At 68.8% G+C, this 17,288-nt stretch carries 14 protein-coding genes; 4 read left to right on the forward strand and 10 right to left on the reverse strand.

What is annotated here, in order from left to right:
• The first annotated feature begins 422 nt into the window (after positions 1–422).
• Positions 423–2,174 carry a pyruvate dehydrogenase gene (locus GVV77_RS16145; RefSeq protein WP_159620089.1) on the forward strand — a complete coding sequence of 584 codons (1,752 nt, stop codon included), beginning with the start codon at positions 423–425 and terminating at the stop codon, positions 2,172–2,174.
• A 198-nt stretch (positions 2,175–2,372) separates the two neighbouring features.
• On the opposite strand, the gene GVV77_RS16150 is transcribed toward GVV77_RS16145, so the two are convergent.
• From GVV77_RS16150 to GVV77_RS16180, 7 genes are read right to left on the reverse strand one after another with little or no spacing between them, the layout of a single operon-like run.
• The gene (locus GVV77_RS16150) at positions 2,373–3,371 is read right to left on the reverse strand and encodes a sugar phosphate isomerase/epimerase family protein (protein WP_159620091.1); all 999 of its coding nucleotides are present in this window, start codon (positions 3,369–3,371) and stop codon (positions 2,373–2,375) included.
• Between the two features lie 49 nt (positions 3,372–3,420).
• Positions 3,421–4,593 (reverse strand): Gfo/Idh/MocA family protein, encoded by a 1,173-nt coding sequence (locus tag GVV77_RS16155; protein ID WP_159620093.1) that lies wholly within the window; start codon positions 4,591–4,593, stop codon positions 3,421–3,423.
• Between the two features lie 12 nt (positions 4,594–4,605).
• A complete protein-coding gene (locus tag GVV77_RS16160) occupies positions 4,606–5,463 on the reverse strand; it encodes a sugar phosphate isomerase/epimerase family protein (protein WP_159620095.1) in 858 nt (285 codons plus the stop codon).
• A gap of 33 nt (positions 5,464–5,496) precedes the next feature.
• Positions 5,497–6,729: a substrate-binding domain-containing protein gene (locus tag GVV77_RS16165; RefSeq protein ID WP_159620171.1), complete on the reverse strand. Its 1,233-nt coding sequence runs from the start codon at positions 6,727–6,729 to the stop codon at positions 5,497–5,499.
• On the reverse strand, positions 6,729–7,826 hold the full coding sequence (locus GVV77_RS16170) for an ABC transporter permease (protein WP_159620097.1): 1,098 nt from the start codon (positions 7,824–7,826) through the stop codon (positions 6,729–6,731). The genes GVV77_RS16165 and GVV77_RS16170 overlap by 1 nt, the downstream gene beginning before the upstream one ends.
• Positions 7,823–8,839, reverse strand: coding sequence for an ABC transporter permease (locus tag GVV77_RS16175; protein WP_159620099.1), 1,017 nt, complete (start codon positions 8,837–8,839; stop codon positions 7,823–7,825). The genes GVV77_RS16170 and GVV77_RS16175 overlap by 4 nt, the downstream gene beginning before the upstream one ends.
• Positions 8,836–10,344 carry a sugar ABC transporter ATP-binding protein gene (locus GVV77_RS16180; protein WP_159620101.1) on the reverse strand — a complete coding sequence of 503 codons (1,509 nt, stop codon included), beginning with the start codon at positions 10,342–10,344 and terminating at the stop codon, positions 8,836–8,838. The genes GVV77_RS16175 and GVV77_RS16180 overlap by 4 nt, the downstream gene beginning before the upstream one ends.
• Positions 10,345–10,458: 114 nt before the next feature.
• Between GVV77_RS16180 and GVV77_RS16185 the strand changes: the two genes are divergently transcribed.
• Both GVV77_RS16185 and GVV77_RS16190 read left to right on the forward strand, forming a co-directional pair.
• Complete coding sequence (locus tag GVV77_RS16185; protein WP_159620103.1) at positions 10,459–11,676, forward strand: ROK family protein; 1,218 nt, start codon at positions 10,459–10,461, stop codon at positions 11,674–11,676.
• A 103-nt stretch (positions 11,677–11,779) separates the two neighbouring features.
• Positions 11,780–12,898, forward strand: a complete 1,119-nt coding sequence (locus GVV77_RS16190) for a glucose-1-phosphate adenylyltransferase family protein (protein WP_159620105.1) — start codon at positions 11,780–11,782, stop codon at positions 12,896–12,898.
• On the opposite strand, the gene GVV77_RS16195 is transcribed toward GVV77_RS16190, so the two are convergent.
• The 3 genes from GVV77_RS16195 to GVV77_RS16205 all read right to left on the reverse strand — a co-directional run bounded on the left by GVV77_RS16195 (position 12,864) and on the right by GVV77_RS16205 (position 16,392).
• Positions 12,864–13,838, reverse strand: coding sequence for a DMT family transporter (locus GVV77_RS16195; protein WP_159620107.1), 975 nt, complete (start codon positions 13,836–13,838; stop codon positions 12,864–12,866). The two genes, GVV77_RS16190 and GVV77_RS16195, sit on opposite strands and share 35 nt — an antisense overlap.
• Positions 13,839–13,936: 98 nt before the next feature.
• A complete protein-coding gene (locus GVV77_RS16200; protein ID WP_159620109.1) occupies positions 13,937–14,782 on the reverse strand; it encodes a class I SAM-dependent methyltransferase in 846 nt (281 codons plus the stop codon).
• 131 nt (positions 14,783–14,913) lie between these two features.
• A complete protein-coding gene (locus GVV77_RS16205) occupies positions 14,914–16,392 on the reverse strand; it encodes a glyceraldehyde-3-phosphate dehydrogenase (RefSeq protein ID WP_281350604.1) in 1,479 nt (492 codons plus the stop codon).
• A gap of 276 nt (positions 16,393–16,668) precedes the next feature.
• Here GVV77_RS16205 and GVV77_RS16210 point away from each other — a divergent pair, with 276 nt between their 5' ends.
• Complete coding sequence (locus GVV77_RS16210; RefSeq protein ID WP_159620111.1) at positions 16,669–17,265, forward strand: hypothetical protein; 597 nt, start codon at positions 16,669–16,671, stop codon at positions 17,263–17,265.
• Positions 17,266–17,288: the final 23 nt, after the last annotated feature.

A 17,288-nucleotide genomic window follows, 5' to 3' on the forward strand; every position in this document is an offset into this window, starting at 1 on the left:
GATGCTGAACTCGCCGACGTCCAAACGCTACTCAACATCCGCCCCCGACAAACCCTCCACTGGCGCAAACCCTATGACAAACTCAACGAACTGATCACCGGTGTTGCGCTAACAACCTGAGACAGCCGGGCGGCGAAGGGTGGTGATCTGCACACTCGGCGCGAGACGGCGGTCCATGCCCGCGTCCTCCCACTCCACCGAGGTCGGCCCGCCGTAGCCGATCGCTGTCCGGGCCCGGCATGACTCAGCGGCAGCGTCGTGGGAGTCAGGGGGATGAGCCCCGCTGCGCGGAGCCGGCGTCCCCGGAGGAGGAATTGTGGCAGCGGGCTGACCCTTTGTGACGGAGTTTCGGGCGGGGGGCGCCGGAGCCCGCCTACACTGGCGACTGCAAGGGCACCAGCGCTTACCTCCAGGAGACCCTGATGGCCAAGAATCTTGCTCACCAGCTCGTTCAACAGCTCCAATCCGCAGGGGTGCAGCGCATTTACGGCATCGTGGGGGACAGCCTCAATTCCATCGTGGATGCCGTCCGGCAGACCGGAGGGAGCGCCAAGGGGGGAATCGACTGGATCCACGTCCGCCATGAGGAATCGGCCGCCTTTGCCGCGGCGGCCGAAGCCCAGCTCACGGGCCGGCTGGCCGTCTGCGCCGGTTCGGCGGGCCCGGGCAACCTGCACCTGATCAACGGGCTCTTTGACGCCCAGCGGAGCGGCGCCCCCGTCCTGGCCATCGCCTCGCATATCCCCAGCCGGCAGATCGGGACCGGGTACTTCCAGGAGACCCACCCGGACCGGCTCTTCAGCGAATGTTCCGTGTACTCCGAACTGATCAGCACCGCGGCGCAGGCCCCCCGGGTCATGCAGAGCGCCATCCAGCACGCCGTGGGGCTGCGCGGCGTTGGCGTCGTCGTGCTTCCCGGGGACCTTGCCGAGCACGATGCGGTGGCGGACACTCCGCTGTGTGCTCCTTTCACCCGGGGCACCCTCGTTCCGCACCCCGACGCGGTCCGCGCCCTTGCCGCAGCGATCAATGACGCCGGAACCGTCGCCATCTTCTGTGGAGCCGGCGTCGAGGGCGCCCACGACGACGTGATCGCCCTTGCGGAGAAGATCGGCGCCCCGATCGGGCATACCCTGCGCGGCAAGGACTTCATCCAGTACGACAATCCGCTCGACATCGGCATGACCGGCCTGCTCGGCTACGGGGCAGCGGCGGCCGGGATCGAGGGGGCGGACCTCCTGCTCCTGCTGGGAACCGATTTCCCCTACGACCAGTTCCTGCCCGACGGCGTCCGTACCGCGCAGGTCGACAGCGCGCCGGACCACCTTGGCCGCAGGACCGACGTCGACGTCGCCGTCCACGCCGAGGTCCTGCCCACGCTGCGGGCACTCGAGGCGCTGGTGGTCCCCAAGACCGACAGGCAGTTCCTCGAGAAGATGCTGAAGAAACACGACCGCCTGATGAACAAGGCGGTCGGAGCGTACACCCATGACGTGGAGAAGATCCGGCCCATCCACCCGGAGTACGCTGCCTCGCTCCTGGATGACGCAGCAGCCTCCGACGCCGTCTTCACCGCCGACACGGGCATGTGCAATGTCTGGACCGCCCGCTACATCAACCCCCTGGGGACGCGCCGGCTGATCGGTTCCTTTCTCCACGGCTCCATGGCCAACGCCCTGCCGCATGCCCTCGGCGCCCAGGCGGCCTACCCCGGGCGTCAAGTGGTGTCGGTGTCCGGCGACGGCGGCCTGTCCATGCTGCTGGGGGACCTTCTCACCGCCGTGGCGTCCCGGCTCCCGGTCAAGGTCGTCGTCTTCAACAATTCGACTCTGGGCCTGGTCAAACTCGAGATGCTCGTGGACGGCCTCCCCGATTTCGGTGTGGACGTGCCGGACATCAACTATGCCGAGGTAGCCCGCGCGATGGGCTTCCACTCGGCCCGGGTCACCGACCCCGCAGGGATCGCCGGCGCCTACCGCGAGGCGTTCGCCCATCCCGGCCCTGCGCTCGTGGAGCTCATCACGGACCCGCTGGCCCTGTCCATCCCGCCCAAAATCACCCGGGACCAGGTCGTGGGTTTCGCCACGTCGATGTCCAAGGTGGTCCTCAACGGAGGGGCGGGCGAAGCCGTCAGCATGGCCCGCAGCAATATCCGCAACCTCCCCAGGCGGTAGGCGCCGGCCGTCCGGCCCTGCGACGAGGGGCCGTCGCAGGGCGAGGCGCGGGCGCCCCTTCGCCGTCGGCTCCTCTTCTCGCCGAAACTGCAGTTAACCACCCTTCACGCATGGCAAAGCGTGGTGAGCTGCACACTCGGCGGAGGCGGTGGGCCCCTGCCTGCGGGCGGCCCGCGACCGGCTGCCGTACCGCGTTGGCTACTGCTTGAAGGCGGCGTCGAAGGAGGCGCCGGAGGGGGCGAAGTCGAAGGACTTCAGGAAGGCCAGCGCCTCAGGGGCGCCCTGCAGACGGTCCATGCCCGCGTCCTCCCACTCCACCGAAATCGGCCCGTCGTAGCCGATCGCCGTCAGGGCCCGGAAGCTTGCCTCCCAGGGGACGTCGCCGCGGCCGGTCGAGACGAAGTCCCAGCCCCGGCGCTGGTCCCCCCAGGGCAGGTGCGAGGAGAGGATGCCGTTGCGCCCGCCGCCCATCCGCATCTTCGTGTCCTTGCAGTCGACGTGGTAGATCCGGTCCGCGAAGTCGGAGATGAACGCCACGGGGTCGATCTGCTGCCACATAAAATGGCTCGGATCCCAGTTCAGGCCGAACGCCTCGCGGTGCCTTATGGCTTCCAGCGCGCGCTGGGTGCTCCAGTAGTCGTAGGCGATCTCCGACGGATGCACCTCGTGCGCGAAGCGGACCCCGCATTCGTCGAACACGTCGAGGATCGGGTTCCAGCGGTCGGCGAAGTCCCGGTACCCGGCCTCGATCACCTCGGCGGAGACCGGCGGGAACATTGCGACGTACTGCCAGACGGAGGAACCGGTGAAGCCCACGACGGTCTTCACGCCCAGCCGCTGCGCCAGGCGTGCGGTCAGCGTCATCTCCTCGGCGGCCCGGGAGCGCACGCCCTCGGGGTCGCCGTCGCCCCAGACCCTGGGCCCGACGATCGCCTCGTGCCGGAAATCGATCGGGTCGTCGCACACAGCCTGGCCCTTGAGGTGGTTGGAGATGGCCCAGACCTTCAGCCCGTTGCGTTCGAGGATGTCCAGCCGGTCCTGGATGTAGGCGTCGTCGTCCCACCGCCAGGCGTCGAGGTGGTCCCCGGAGACGGCGATTTCCAGGCCGTCATACCCCCACTGGCCGGCCAGTTCGGCCACCTTCTCGAAGGGCAGGTCGGCCCACTGGCCCGTGAACAGCGTGTAGTTTCGTCCCACTAAGCATCTCCTCGGTTCGGGAAGCGGGCGTGGGGCCCGGCCTCCGGCGTCACAGGTCCACCGCCCGGCTGCCCTGGGCCGCACTGACCAGCAGGGCCTCGAGCACCCGCTGCACCGCGAGCCCGTCCTCGAACGAGGGGGACGGCGCCGTCCCGGACTCGATCGCCCGGAGCAGGTCGGCGGCCTGGCTGGTGAACGTCGAATCCCAGCCTAGTAGGTGGCCGGGCGGCCACCAGGCCTCGAGGTAGGGGTGGGAGGGCTCGGTGGCGAGGATCATGCTGTAGCCCTGGGCGTCGGCCGGGGCTCCGGCGTCGAAGAACCGCAGCTCGTTGAGCCGTTCCAGGTTGAACTGCAGCCCGCCGCGGGAGCCGAACACCTCGATCTGGAATGAGTTCTTCCGGCCGGTGGCGACCCGGGAGACCTCGAGGCTGGCCACTGCGCCGCTGCCCAGCCGCAGCGTCGCCCAGGCCGCGTCGTCGACCGTGACCGGTTCCGGTCCGTGTCCTCCCTCCCGCGTTGGAACAAAGGTGTTCACGGTTCCGGACACCGAGACGACGGGCGTCCCAAGGAGGAACAGCACCTGGTCGACGGCGTGGGAGGCGAGGTCGCCGAGGGCACCGGAGCCGGCGGTTTCCCTGCGCAGGCGCCAGGACATCGGGGCGCCCTCGTCCGAGAGCCAGTCCTGCAGGTAGCTCAGGCGCACCTGGCGGACCTCCCCGAGCCGGCCTTCGGCGATGAGCTTACGGGCCAGGGCCAGCGCCGGCAGCCGGCGGTAGTTGAAGGCGACCATCGACTGCACTCCGCGGGAGCGGGCCTTCACCGCGGCCGCCGCCATCAGCGCCGCCTCCGGCACGGAGTTCGCCAGCGGTTTCTCCACGAGGACGTGCTTGCCGGCCTCCAGGGCGGCGATCGCGAGCTCGGCGTGCAGGTGCCCGGGAGTGCAGATGTCAACGATGGCGACGTCGTCCCGCTCAAGGACGGAGCGCCAGTCGGTGGCGCTCTCCTCCCAGCCGAACTGCCGCGCGGCCTCCCGCACCTGCGCCGGATCCCGGCCCACCAGCACCTTCTGGGCGACCCGCGGCGAGGGGTAGAAGGCATTCACATTGCGCCACGCGTTGGAGTGGGCCTTGCCCATGAAGGAATAGCCGAGGACCGCCACCCCCAGGGGGTCCGCCGAAACATCGGACGGGGAAGGGGCGGGTGCCGGAACGGTGGTGGTCATGTAGGGATCTCCTTAGAGGGCGGCTGCGGGGACCGAGCGCAGGAACCGCAGTCCGTCCCGGGCCAGGGCGTCCTGTGACTCCGCTAGCGGGCGCCAGATGGAGGCGGCCGTCGCAATGCTGGCGTTGTCCGCCGTGAAGCTTTCGATGTTCACCGCGCCCCGGTAGCCAATGGCGTCGAGGGCCGTGAAGATGCCGGTCCAGTCGGTCTGGTCACCGCCCGGGGCGCCCCGGTCGTTGCCGCAGACCTGCAGGTGCACCAGGTGTTCCCCGGCGGCCCGGATGGCGTCCGCCGAGGAGCGCTCCTCGATGCCCAGATGGTAGGTGTCCAGGGCCAGGCCCACGCCCCGGCCCAGCAGCGGACCGAGTGCCTCCAGCGCCTGGGCGGTGGTGTTGAGCAGCGAGGTCTCGTACCGGTTGAGGGGTTCGATTCCCAGCACGACACCGGCCTCCAGCGCCTCGTCGGCCAGCGGGGCCAGGTTCCGGCGCAGCTGGGCGTAGGCGTCCTGCCGCGCCGCTTCGTCCATCCGCCAGACGCGGCCGGTGGAGGAGTAGAACGGCCCGCACACCGCCCCGGCACCGATGTCCCGGGCCAGGGCGATGCACGCGCGGAGGTAGCCCTGGGTTTCGGCGATCACGGGCTCCTCGGCCGAAACCAGGTCCCGACCCGGGGCCATGGCCCCGACCACGAAGGGCTGCAGGCCGCCCAGGGCGGCCCGCACCGCCTCAGCGGAGAGGTCCCCGGCGTTCTCGAGGGGCAGCTCGACCGCATCGAAGCCCATGGCGGCGATGCGGGCAAGCAGAGGAGGCAGGGTGGCGTCGGTGAGCGGGGATTCCCACACCCAGGTGTTGACGCCGATGCTGCGGTGCATGCTGCCCTGCCTCCTGAACGTGCTGCCGGCCGGTTACGGGATCTGACGTTCCTGCCAGACCTCGGGGTACCCCGGGAGGTCGGTGCCGCCGAACTTGGCGTAGTGGCCGTCCGGCATGCCCTCGTTCGAGGCAAGGAAGTCGGCCCGTTCCTCTTCGGGGATGGGGGTCTGGGGGAGCACCCACTCCTTGGGCACTTCCTCGCCGGCGAAGATCTTCTCCACGGCCAGGAGCGGGGTGCGCCACTGGAAGTTGGAGTAGACGGGTGCGAGTCCCGTGAGCCCGGTCTCCTCCCACTTGCGCAGGAAGCTCATCTCGTCCTCGCCGGTCATGACCGGGTAGTCCTTGCCGGCGTCCTCGAAGGCTTCGATGGCGGCGACGGCGCCGTCACCGGCGTCCATCCACACGCCCTGCACGTCGCCGGTCGCCAGCTCATCCGAGATGATCTTCTTGATCTCGGTCGGGTCGGCCCCGGTGAAGTAGTCGGTCGCCTCGATGCCGTTCTCCTCGAAGATCTTCTCCGCCGCCGCCCAGCGCTGCTCGAGCACGTCGACGCCGGGGAGGATCCGCAGGGCCACCACCTTGTCGCCCTCCTCGAGGTTGTCGACTAGGAATTCGGCGGTGTCGATGCCCCAGGCGAAACCGCCGATCGGGTGGATGAAGGTGGTGGCGCAGTCGGTATCGACGCCGCGGTCGAAGACGATCACGGGCTTTCCGGTCTCACAGGCCCGCTCGACGGCCGGAGTCATGGCGGCGGTGGAGTTGGGCGAGATGATGAACGCGTCGCAGTCGCCCTCGGCGATGAAGTAGTCGATGTCGGCGATCTGGGTGTTGTCGTCGTCCTGCGCGTCCCGGGTCTCCATCTCGGAGATCACGCCCTGCTCCACGAGCACCTCAAGCTGCTGGTTCATGGTGATCCAGCCGGTCTGGCGCCACGGGTTGGAGATCGACGCGTTGGCGAAGCACACCTTCTTGGCGCCCTCGGATGCGAACTCGGAGGTGTCGGTCATCTCCCCCTCGAGGTATTGCAGCCACGGCTGCTCCGGGTCGCCGGTGAAGCTGGCCGAGCGCTGCTCGGACTGCTCGTCGAACGCCTCCTGGTCGAACCACTCGTCGCCGCCCTCCTCGGCCGGGGTGGCCGCCGCCTGCCCGCCTTCGGTCTCGGCGGCCGGCGGATTCTCGATGGATGGATCGGTGGTGCACGCGGTCAGGGCGAGCAGCGCTGCCGCTGCGACCGCCGTAACCTTTGATTGGATGCTTCGGCGCATCATTTTCCTCCCTCATTGGTGCCCACTGCGGGCGGCTGTGCAATTGGTATCTGCTTGTCGTGGGTGGCGCTTGACGCCCCGCGCCGGCGGCGCTCCCAGGTGCGTGCTCCGGCAGCGACGGCGGTGACGATGATGATGCCCTGGACGGTGTCGCGCCAGGTCGATGCGACGCCGGCGAAGTTCAGCAGCGCGAAGAGCATCTCCAGGGCGAAGGCCCCGGCGGCCGCGGAGAGCACCCAGCCGCGGCCGCCGCCCAGGACCACCCCGCCGAGGACGACGGCGGTGATGGCCGTGAACTCGTAGCCGCGCCCCACCGAGGGGTGCACCCCGGCGTAGCCGACCAGGATGATGCCGGCGACCGTGGCGGCGAGCGAGGAGAGGATGAAGGCGCGGGTGCGGATCCACCACACCCGGGCCCCGGTCAGGGCCGCGGCGCGGGCGTTGTCGCCGACGGCGATCAGGGTGCGCCCGTAGGGCCGGCGCATCAGCCAGAAGGCCCCGGCGGCGATGGCCAGGAGGATCAGCACCGGGTAGGGCAGGATCTCCAGCACCGGAATGTTCTCGATGCCGCCGCGGCCGATCTGGCGGAAGGTGTCCGCGGGGTTTCCGGTGGCGGCGCCGCCGGTCCAGTAGAGCACCAGGCCGAGCAGTGCGAGCATCATGCCGAGGGTGACGATGAAGCTTGGGATCTTCAGCAGCGTCGTCGCCAGGCCGTTGATCAGGCCGATCAGCGCGCCGAAGGCCAGCATCAGGAGCAGTACGGGAAGGACCTTCGCGTCGTCCTGGCCGATGAGGTTCCCGGCGATGATGACCTGGGCCGTCACCACCGATCCCATGGAGAGGTCGAATTCGCCCGAGACGATGACGAAGTACTGCCCGATCGCGGCGATCGCGATCGGTGCGGTGCGGCCGATGAAGCGGATCAGGGAGCCCGGCTCGCCGAAGGACGGGTTGACAAAGATGACGGCGGCGAGCAGGGCCAGCAGCAGGATGAACACCGCGCCCCCGGGGGTGCGCATGCCGCGCAGCAGGCGGTCCTTCCGGGGTGAGCGGTCGCGCCGCAGTTCGGCCTTCCGGTCCGGGGCGAGGGTACTCATGCGCCGACCTCCTGCCGGGTCGACACGGTTTCCTGCGGCGTGTCGTCGAACCGGGCGGTCCGGCTAGCCACCCGGCGTCCGGCGTAGACCGCGACGGCGGCAACGATGACGATGCCGCGCACCACGTCCTTGAGGAAGGGATTGATCTGCATCACGCTCATGATGTTGTCGATCATCGCGAAGATCAGGACGCCTCCGAGGGTTCCCACGAGCGAGCCCTTCCCGCCGGCCAGCAGGGTGCCGCCGAGGACGACGGCGGCGATGGAAAGCAGGTCGTAGCCGCCCTGGCTGCCGATGGTGGGGCTGCCCACGCCGAGCCGCGCCGCCAGCAGCAATCCCGCCATGCCGGCCAGGACGGAGCAGATGACGTGGGCGGCGATGATGGGGGTGCTGGTGCGGATGCCCGACATGCGGGCGACGTTGATGTCGCCCCCCACGGCGTACATCGAGTGCCCGAGCCGGGTGCGGTCGAGCACCAACAGGACGACGGCGGCGCAGGCGAGCATGATCAGGGTGGAGATGGGCACCGGTCCCAGGCCGGTCGCACCCACCAGCCGGAAGGACAGCGGGGCCTGCCCGGAGCTGCCCTTGTAGTTGGTGGCCAGGTAGCCGCTGATGATCAGGCCCGTGCCCAGGGTGGCGATAAAACCGTGGACCTTCAGCCCCGACACGACGAGCCCGTTGACGAGGCCGATGACCGCGGCCACCGCCAGTGCCACGAGGACGCCGGGGAGGATATTGGCCGGCTGGTTGGCCATGATTCCCGCCGCGAGCAGGCTGCTCAGGCTCACCACGTAGGGCACGGAGAGGTCGAGGCTCCCCACGAGGATCACCAGGGTCTGTCCGATGGCGATGAAGCCCAGCACGCTGGTTCCGGTGAGGATCGAGGAGATGTTGCCGGCGCTGAAAAAGCTGCGCCCTGCGGCGGCCACGAGGATGGTGCCGGCGATGATGGTCAGCAACACCACGAGGTAGACGATGTGGGTCGAGGTGAGCCGGGAGGTGATTTTCATGGAAGTGCCGTTTCGTTCCGGGCCCCGGTGGCAAGCTGCAGGACCTGTTCTTCGCTTGCGCCGGCCGGCAGCCCGCCGGCGATCCTGCCGTCGCGCATCACCAGGATGCGGGTGCTCATGCCCAGCAGTTCGGGCAGTTCGCTTGAGACCATGAGCAGCGCCCTGCCCTCGGCGGCGAGGGCCCGCATGAGGTTGTAGACCGCGAGCTTGGCCCCGACGTCGATGCCGCGGGTCGGTTCGTCGAGCAGGACCACCAGCGGGTCGATGGCGAGCCACTTGGCCAGCACCACCTTCTGCTGGTTGCCGCCCGAGAGGTACTGCACCTCCTGGTCGAGGTCGCGTGCGACGACCTCGAGGGAGGACAGGATGCCGGGGGTCGCTGCGCGCGCCTCGGGGGTGCGCCGCGGAAAGACCGACCGGATGACGCCGAGGGCGTTGTTGAGGATTGACTGGTTCAGGCTCAGCCCCTGCGCCTTGCGGTCCTCGGTGATCAGGGCGATGCGCCTCCGAATGGCCTCGCGCGGGGAGGTGGCGGTGAAGGGCCTGCCGTCCAGTTCCATCCGGCCGCGGGTGAAGGGTGCTGCGCCGAAGATCGCCTCGACCAGCTCGGTGCGCCCCGAGCCCTGCAGTCCGGCTACCCCGACGATCTCCCCGGCCCGAAGGTCGAGGTCGATAGCATCGAGCTGGTGGTTGCCGCCTCCTTCGATGCTCAGCAGGACCCGTCCCACTGTGGTGCCGGGGTGTTCCTCCGGGTAGTAGGCCGAGATGGGACGGCCGACCATCATGCGCACGAGGGCGGCGTCGTTGAGCTCGGCGGCCGGCTGGGTGCCGACGATCCGCCCGTCCTTGAGCACCGTGATGGTGTCGCAGAGGTCGAAGATCTCCTTGAGCCGGTGGGAGACGTAGAGGATGGCCGTGCCGCGTTCCTTCAGCCGGTGCACGATGGCGTAGAGGAGTTCGACCTCCGCCCCGGCGAGGGCGGCGGTGGGTTCGTCCATGGAGATGATGCGGGCGTCGTAACTGACGGCCTTGGCGATCTCGACGATCTGCTGCTGGGCCACCGACAACGAGCTGACAGCTGCGCTGGGCCGGATGTTGCCGATGCCGAGCTGGTCGAGCAGTTCGGCCGTCCGGAGGTTCATCGCCTTGGTGTCGACGAGGAGGCTCCGGCGCGGTTCCCGGCCCAGGTAGATGTTTTCGGCCACGGTACGGTCGGGGAGCAGGTTGAACTCCTGGAACACCGTGGAGAGGCCCGCGAGGTGGGCCTGCGTGGGGTGGTGGAACTCCACGGGCTCCCCGTCAATTTCGATGGTTCCGGCGTCGCGCTGGTAGACCCCGGCCAGCAGTTTCATCAACGTCGACTTGCCGGCCCCGTTCTCGCCGACGAGGCCGTGGACCTCACCTGCGCGCAGCTCGAGGGCCGCGTCCTGGAGCACCGGCACCCCGAAGAAGGCCTTGGAGAGGCCGGTCACGCGGAGCACCGGCCGAGAGACGATCCCGTTCATGGAATCACTGTGACAGAGCTCACAACTTCTGTCGATACTCATTCAAAAGTCGCGTACTACTTGCTCGTTACCTGCTGACGTGACGAGTGAAAGTGCGCGTGCTTTACTGAACGCGTGTCATCTTTTCCAGCGCTTCCATGGACGGGAGCCCGCCCGTCAACGGTTCCCGCGCCGGGGGCGAGCGAAGTGTTCCAGCTGCTTCGGGACGGGCAGCCGCGCACCCGGGCCGAACTCGCGCAGCTGACCGGCCTCGCCCGCTCTACCGTCGCCTCGCGCGTTGACACCCTTATCCGGCTGGGCCTGGTCGCCCCGTATGGTGGTGCTGCCTCCACCGGCGGCCGTCCGCCGTCGTTGTTTGCTCTCAACCCCGGAGCGCGCGTGGTGATCGGCGCCGACCTCGGTGCCACCCACGCCCGGGTGATCCTCAGCGACCTCTCCGGCACCGAGCTCGACAGCGCCCAGGCGGACCTCCCGATCACCGACGGGCCGGAGCGCGTCGTGGGCTGGCTCACGGAGACCATCGGGGCGCTCTTGACCCGCGCCGGCCGCAGCGTCGCCGAGCTCGCCGCTATCGGCATCGGCCTCCCGGGGCCGGTCGAGCACGAGACGGGCCGGCCCATGAACCCGCCGATCATGCCCGGATGGGACCGCATCGATGTCCCCACCCTCGTGCAGCGGAGCTATTCCGTTCCGGTGCTCGTCGACAACGATGTGAACATCATGGCGCTTGGGGAGCAGCGGTTCCACTGGCCCGACATCACCGAGTTCATGTTCATCAAGGTGGCCACCGGGATCGGGGCCGGCATTATTTCAAGCGGCTCCCTCCAGCGTGGAGCCCAGGGCACGGCCGGGGACCTCGGCCACGTCCGGGTGCCCCGCGGCGGGGAGATCTGGTGCCGCTGCGGCAATACCGGCTGCCTCGAGGCGCTGGCCGGCTGGCCCGCGCTCGCCGCGGCCCTCAACACGGAGACCGGGCTGACGCTCTCCTCCAGCGCGGACGTCATCCGGCTGGTCAGGTCCGGGGACAGCACCGCCATCCAGGTGATCCGGCAGGCCGGCCGGGACATCGGGGACGTCCTGGCGACCTGCGTGAACCTGACCAACCCCTCGGTCATCGTCATCGGCGGCAGCCTCGCGCAGGCGGGGGAGCACCTGCTGGCCGGAATCCGGGAGGTGGTGTACCGGAGGTCCCTGCCGCTGGCCACCGAGCACCTGCGGGTGGTGCCCTCCGTCGCAGGCCAGCGCGCCGGTGTGCTCGGTGCCGCGGTCATGGCGATCGCCCACGTCCTATCGCCGGAGGCCATCGAGGCGGCGAGCGCCACCCTCACCTGATCCGTACCTCGGGGGAAGGGGTGCCCCTATCGGCCCTATTTGGTGCAATTGAACTGTCGATGGGGAATCCGATGATGGGGAATCCGAACGGGAGGAAGAGCACATGCAACAGCCCAGGGTCCTTGCCCTCATCCTGGCCGGAGGCGCCGGCGGCCGGCTGGGTGTCCTGACGGACCACCGGGCCAAACCGGCGCTTCCCGTCGGCGGCACCTACCGGATGATCGACATTCCCCTGTCGAACCTCTATCACAGCGGCTATGCCGACGTGTGGATCGTTGAGCAGTACCAGCCCACATCGATCAACGACCACCTGGCCAACGGCCGGCCCTGGGACCTTGACCGGACCAAAGGGGGCCTTCGGGTGCTGCCGCCCTTCCAGGGCAACGACGGTGAGGGATTCGCCGAAGGCAACGCCGATGGGATCTACAGGCAGGCGGACTTCATCCGCGAGTACGGCCCTGACCTCGTGCTGGTCCTCAGCGCCGATCACCTCTATCAGCTGGACTACCGGGAGGTGGTGCAGACCCACCTGGACTCCGGGGCGGTGCTGACCATGGTCACCACCCGCTTTGACGGGGACGCCTCCCAGCACGGCGTGGTCGAAGCGGAGAACGGCCTGGTCACCGGGTTCCAGTACAAACCGGACGAGCCCTCGACAGACCTCGTCGCAGCCGAGATCTTCCTCTACGACGCCTCAACGCTCCTTGACACCCTGGCGATGCTGCAGGAGACGGAGGGGGAGTTGAAGGACTACGGCCACCAACTGGTCCCTCACCTGGTGAAGAACACCAAGGTTGCCGAGCACCGGCTCGAGGGTTACTGGCGGGATCTGGGGCGGCCCGAGAACTACCACCGCGCCCATATGGACCTGCTCGAAGGCAAAGGCCTGAACTTCGATGACCCGAAGTGGCCCATGCTCACCGGGGCTCCGCGCCGGATGCCGGCCTTCGTGGCCGCGGGCGCACGCATCGAGAATTCGCTGCTGTCCCCCGGATCCACAGTGCGCGGCCACGTCTCCGGCAGCGTCATCGGCCCCGACGCCGTGGTGGAATCCGGGGCTGTCGTCCGGAACTCGGTGCTGCTCGAGGGGGTCACGGTGGCCGCGGGGGCGGAGGTCACAATGGCAATCGTCGACGCCGGCGCGTCAATTGAGGCGGGCCGGAGAATCGACGGGACGGAGGGCCTCATCACCGTCGATGGGGCGGGGCAGGAACACTCCTGATTCCCTCCGGATCCCGGCGGCGCACGGGCCCCGCAGCGTCCGGGCGGGGACCGCTGGTGGCCGGGGCGACGGCGAGCACCACCAGGGCCGCGGCGATGGTTGCCAGTCCGGCCCACCCGGCCGCCGTCAGGTGTTCGCCCACGACGAGGACCGCAAGGAGCGCCGCGACGGCGGGCTCGCTGAGCGTGAGCGTGGTGGCGGTACTGGGGCGCACCCGGGTGAGGCCGTAACCGAACAGCAGGTATCCCAGAAACATCGGCACCAGCGCCATATATGCCCCAACGGCGATCGATTGCCCGGAGGCGAGCAGCGGTGCCCCCGTGAGAAGCAGGACCGGCAGCAGGAGGGCCCCGCCGGTGCCGAACACCGCGCCCATGGAGGCGGCCCGTTCCACGCCGGAGGACATCAGGCGGTGCACCACCCAGGAATAGGTGGCATAGGTGGCGCCGGCAACCAGACCGAGCGCGATGCTTCCGGCCAGCGGGAGGACGGCAGCCGGGGAGCCTTCCAGCCTGGACAGGCAGAGCAGGACGCTTCCCGCGATGCCCAGCGCCGCGGCAAGCATCCACCAGCGGCTGAGGGAGCGGCCCTCGAGGACCCGTTCGAGCACGCCCGAGGCCAGCGGGGCCGAGGCCAGTGACACCACCGTGCCGACCGCCACCCCGCCCAGGTGCATCGAGCTGTAGAAGGCAAGGGGGTAGACGGCGACGGACACCGCGCCGGCGGCGACCAGGGGCGCGTGGCGGCGCAGGCCGGGGCGGGCCCGGCGTAGTGCCGGGACGGCGATCACCGCCTGCAGGAGCCCGCCGATCCCCAGGGCGGCGGCCCCGATCGCCAGGGGCCCCACGCCGGGGGCAAAGGTCGCGGCCGTGCCGGTGGTGCCCCACAGGAAAGAGGTCACGAGGATTGCGGCAGCCCCCAGCGGCAGGCCGCGGCTCACCGGCCCACCACCCGGGCGGCGGCCCCGGCAGGGGCTTGAGGTCGTCGAACATCCACCGGCAGCTCCGCATCCCGGGGGAGGGAGCCCGGTAGGTCAGTTTATCCTCCGGTGTCGATCTTCCGGGCGGTGAGCAGCAGGTACTCCCACTCCATCCGCAGCGGCGCCCCTTGGCCGGAGCTGCCGGCCAGTTCGATCAGGGCCTTGTCCAGGGCATCGACCTTCTCCTGGTCATCGGCAATGAATTTGTACACCGAGATCGTCGGTCCGTAGAAGTCCTTGAAGTAGTGGAGGAACTCCTCCGGCCCGGCGAACTTGTCGATGACCACCGTCTGGGTCAACGCCCGGAGATCGGTGACCTGCGCTCCCAGCAGTTCCTGGACGTGGTCCTCGCTGCCCCACAGGGGCGGCGGCTGGGCGCCGGGCGGGGGCGGGGGAGCGAACGGCTTCATGGTGGCGAACATCTTCCCGATAAACCCTCCGGGGGTCCAGCTCAGCAGGCCGATGGTGCCGCCGGGCCGGCACACCCGAACCAGTTCGTTGGCGGCCGCCTGGTGGTGCGGTGCGAACATCACCCCCACGCAGGACATCACCACGTCGAATCCGTTCTCGGGAAAGGGCAGGGCCTCGGCGTCGGCCTCCTGCCATTCGAGGCTCGCGCCCCGGGCCGCGGCGTGGTCACGGCCGGCGTTGAACAGCTCGGGGGTGAGGTCGCTGGCGATCACGTCCGCACCCATCATGGCCGCCGGGATGGCCGCGTTGCCCGCACCGGCTGCAACATCAAGGACCCGCTGCCCGGGCCGGATTCCGCACGCTTCGACGAGGACCGCTCCGAGCTCGGAGATCAGGTCGCTGGCCAGGGTCGGATAGTCGCCCTGTGCCCACATGGCGCGGTGCTTTTGCTTGAGCGCCCGGTCCGCGTCGGACGCAATCTTCACGTCATCCATCGTTCTACCTTCTGCTTTTGGGGTGGGGAGAGGCAGCGCGCTGTCGAGGCAGTGGAGGCTGTGATGCGAGCCATTGTGCGCGCGGCGGGCGGAGTTGTAAAGGTTTCCGCCCGCCTTCCCGGCACCCGGACTCAGCGCCCGACGGCGACCCGCGCGTCGGCTTCCTTCGCGGGGAAGGCCGGAGGATGGACCCCTGCCATTTCCTCCATCACCCGCACCACCTGGCAGCTGTAGCCGAACTCGTTGTCGTACCAGACGTACAGGACGAGGAAGGTGTCGTCGGCGATGGTCGCCAGGCCGTCGACGATTCCCGCGCGCCGCGAGCCGACGAAGTCGGTTGAGACAACCTCCGGCGAGTCGATGTAGTCGATCTGCTTGCGCAGGTCCGACTGCAGCGACATCTCCCGCAGGTAGGCATTGACCTCCTCCTTCGTCGTGCCGGTGCGCAGGGTGAGGTTCAGGATCGCGATGGAGACATCCGGGGTGGGAACGCGGATGGAACTGCCGGTCAGCTTCCCCTCGAGTTCGGGCAGCGCCTTGGCGACGGCCTTTGCCGCACCGGTCTCCGTGAGCACCATGTTCAGGGCTGCCGACCGCCCCCTCCGGTCCCCGCGGTGGAAGTTGTCGATCAGGTTCTGGTCGTTGGTGAAGGAATGGACCGTCTCCACGTGCCCGTGCACCACCCCGAACCGGTCGTTGACGGCCTTCAGGACGGGTGTGATGGCGTTCGTGGTGCACGATGCCGCGGTGATGATGGTGTCATCGCCGCTGATGGTGCCGTGGTTGATGCCGTGCACGATGTTCTTCAGCGCGCCCTTGCCCGGCGCGGTCAGCAGGACCTTCGCCGCACCCTTGCTGAGCAGGTGCTGGGACAGCCCGTCGGCGTCGCGCCAGCGGCCGGTGTTGTCCACCACGAGCGCGTCGTGGATGCCGTACCGGGTGTAGTCGATGGTCGAGGGATCGTTCGAGTAGATCATCTGGATGGGAATCCCGTTCGCGGTGATGATCTCCGCTTCCTCGTCCACCTGGATGGTGCCTTCGAAGGAGCTGTGAACCGAATCGCGGCGCAGCAGGCTCGCCCGCTTCACGAGGTCGTTGTCGGAGCCCCGGCGGACGACGACGGCGCGCAGCCGCAGGCCATGGCCGCCACCGGCCTTTTCGATGAGCAGGCGGGCCAGGAGGCGCCCGATCCGGCCGAAACCGTAGAGGACGACGTCGGTGCTCGTCCGCTCGTCACGGCCGCCCTTGCCCACGACGTCGGCGAGTTCGTCGCGGAGGAAGTCCTCAAGTGAGCGGCTCCCACCCTCGAGGTCGTACTTCAGACGCAGCCTTGCGATGTCGATCGCCGCCGCGCCGAGATCGAGGCGCGAGAGGATCTCGAGCATCGGCAGGGTGTCCTCGAGGCGGAGTTCCTCCGTGCTGATCCGCCGCGCGAACCGGTGCGCCTTGAGGATGTTCATTGTCGACTTATTGATGAGGCTGCGGCCATGGATGCTGGTCACCACATTGTTGGTGCGGTACAGGCGGCCGATCAGCGGGATCATCGCTTCGGCGAGCGCCTCCCGGTCCATCCAGGTCCCGCGGCTCGTGGTCGGATCGTCGTGCGTCAACTGTGTCCCTCACTGCGCCGGGAGCACCGGCGCGTACTCATCCAGCCGGATGGGACGCAGGGATAGCGCCAGGCATCGTCGACTGGTCGTTTGACTCATTACACCGCTTCCGGTGCGTGCCAGCCAACTTCAAACACGGCCCTTGCATGCCGCCGTCGATTCGGGGCGCCCGCCCCGGGGGTGCAGGCCGTCCGCGGCGGTGGCGCGCGGCGCAGTATTTGCGCAATCTTCACCCACCGGGGCTGCCGGAGGATTTCGCGCCCTTAGGCTCATCGGATGGGCTCCTGGGGGACGGAAATTTTCGACAACGACGACGCTTTGGACGTTCGGCGCGAGTTCGGGGACCATCTTGCGAAAGGGGCCACTCTGGAGGAGGCCACCGCCTGGATCCGCAGCGACTTCGGCGTTGACAAGGCCTTCGCGCTCTCCCGCGGCGCGGACGACAACGATGTCTGGCTCAGCCTCGCCGCCGTCCACAACGAGAGGGGGCATTCGTCGCCGCCGGTTGCCGCCCGGGCCCTTGGCATTGTCGAATCCCGCGAGGAACTGGAACGGTGGCTCGAGGAGGACCGTCCGGCGCGCGCGGCGGCGCTCGCCGAGTTCGGGCGGGCCCTGCAGGATGCGAACCCCGGCGTACAGCCCCAGCGGACACCGCCCTTCTGGTCAAGCCTTGCACGCCTGCGGCGGATGCCGTGGTGGGCCCGTGTGCTGGTGGCGGCTTTGATCGCGCTCGGGCTTTTCCTGGTCCTGATGGCATGGGGGTACTCGGCCACCAATGCCGCGGTGTGGCCCGTGATCGCGTGGGTTGTTTATACGGGAAGGACGATCTGGCACCAGTTCTTGGTGTGGCTCGGCTTCCGTAGAAAAGGTTGACACGGGCAACCGGTAACGGTTGA

The organism is Arthrobacter zhaoguopingii, from assembly GCF_009828605.1.
Classification (GTDB): Bacteria; Actinomycetota; Actinomycetes; order Actinomycetales; family Micrococcaceae; genus Arthrobacter_D; species Arthrobacter_D zhaoguopingii.

Excerpts from the sequence above, each read along its gene's own strand:
- GVV77_RS16165 (WP_159620171.1), bottom strand. The coding sequence starts at position 6,729 with ATGCGCCGAAGCATCCAATCAAAGGTTACGGCGGTCGCAGCGGCAGCG.
- GVV77_RS16155 (WP_159620093.1), bottom strand. The coding sequence starts at position 4,593 with ATGACCACCACCGTTCCGGCACCCGCCCCTTCCCCGTCCGATGTTTCG.
- GVV77_RS16145 (WP_159620089.1), top strand. The coding sequence starts at position 423 with ATGGCCAAGAATCTTGCTCACCAGCTCGTTCAACAGCTCCAATCCGCA.
- GVV77_RS16200 (WP_159620109.1), bottom strand. The coding sequence starts at position 14,782 with ATGGATGACGTGAAGATTGCGTCCGACGCGGACCGGGCGCTCAAGCAA.
- GVV77_RS16180 (WP_159620101.1), bottom strand. The coding sequence starts at position 10,344 with ATGAACGGGATCGTCTCTCGGCCGGTGCTCCGCGTGACCGGCCTCTCC.
- GVV77_RS16210 (WP_159620111.1), top strand. The coding sequence starts at position 16,669 with ATGGGCTCCTGGGGGACGGAAATTTTCGACAACGACGACGCTTTGGAC.
- GVV77_RS16175 (WP_159620099.1), bottom strand. The coding sequence starts at position 8,839 with ATGAAAATCACCTCCCGGCTCACCTCGACCCACATCGTCTACCTCGTG.
- GVV77_RS16190 (WP_159620105.1), top strand. The coding sequence starts at position 11,780 with ATGCAACAGCCCAGGGTCCTTGCCCTCATCCTGGCCGGAGGCGCCGGC.
- GVV77_RS16160 (WP_159620095.1), bottom strand. The coding sequence starts at position 5,463 with ATGCACCGCAGCATCGGCGTCAACACCTGGGTGTGGGAATCCCCGCTC.
- GVV77_RS16170 (WP_159620097.1), bottom strand. The coding sequence starts at position 7,826 with ATGAGTACCCTCGCCCCGGACCGGAAGGCCGAACTGCGGCGCGACCGC.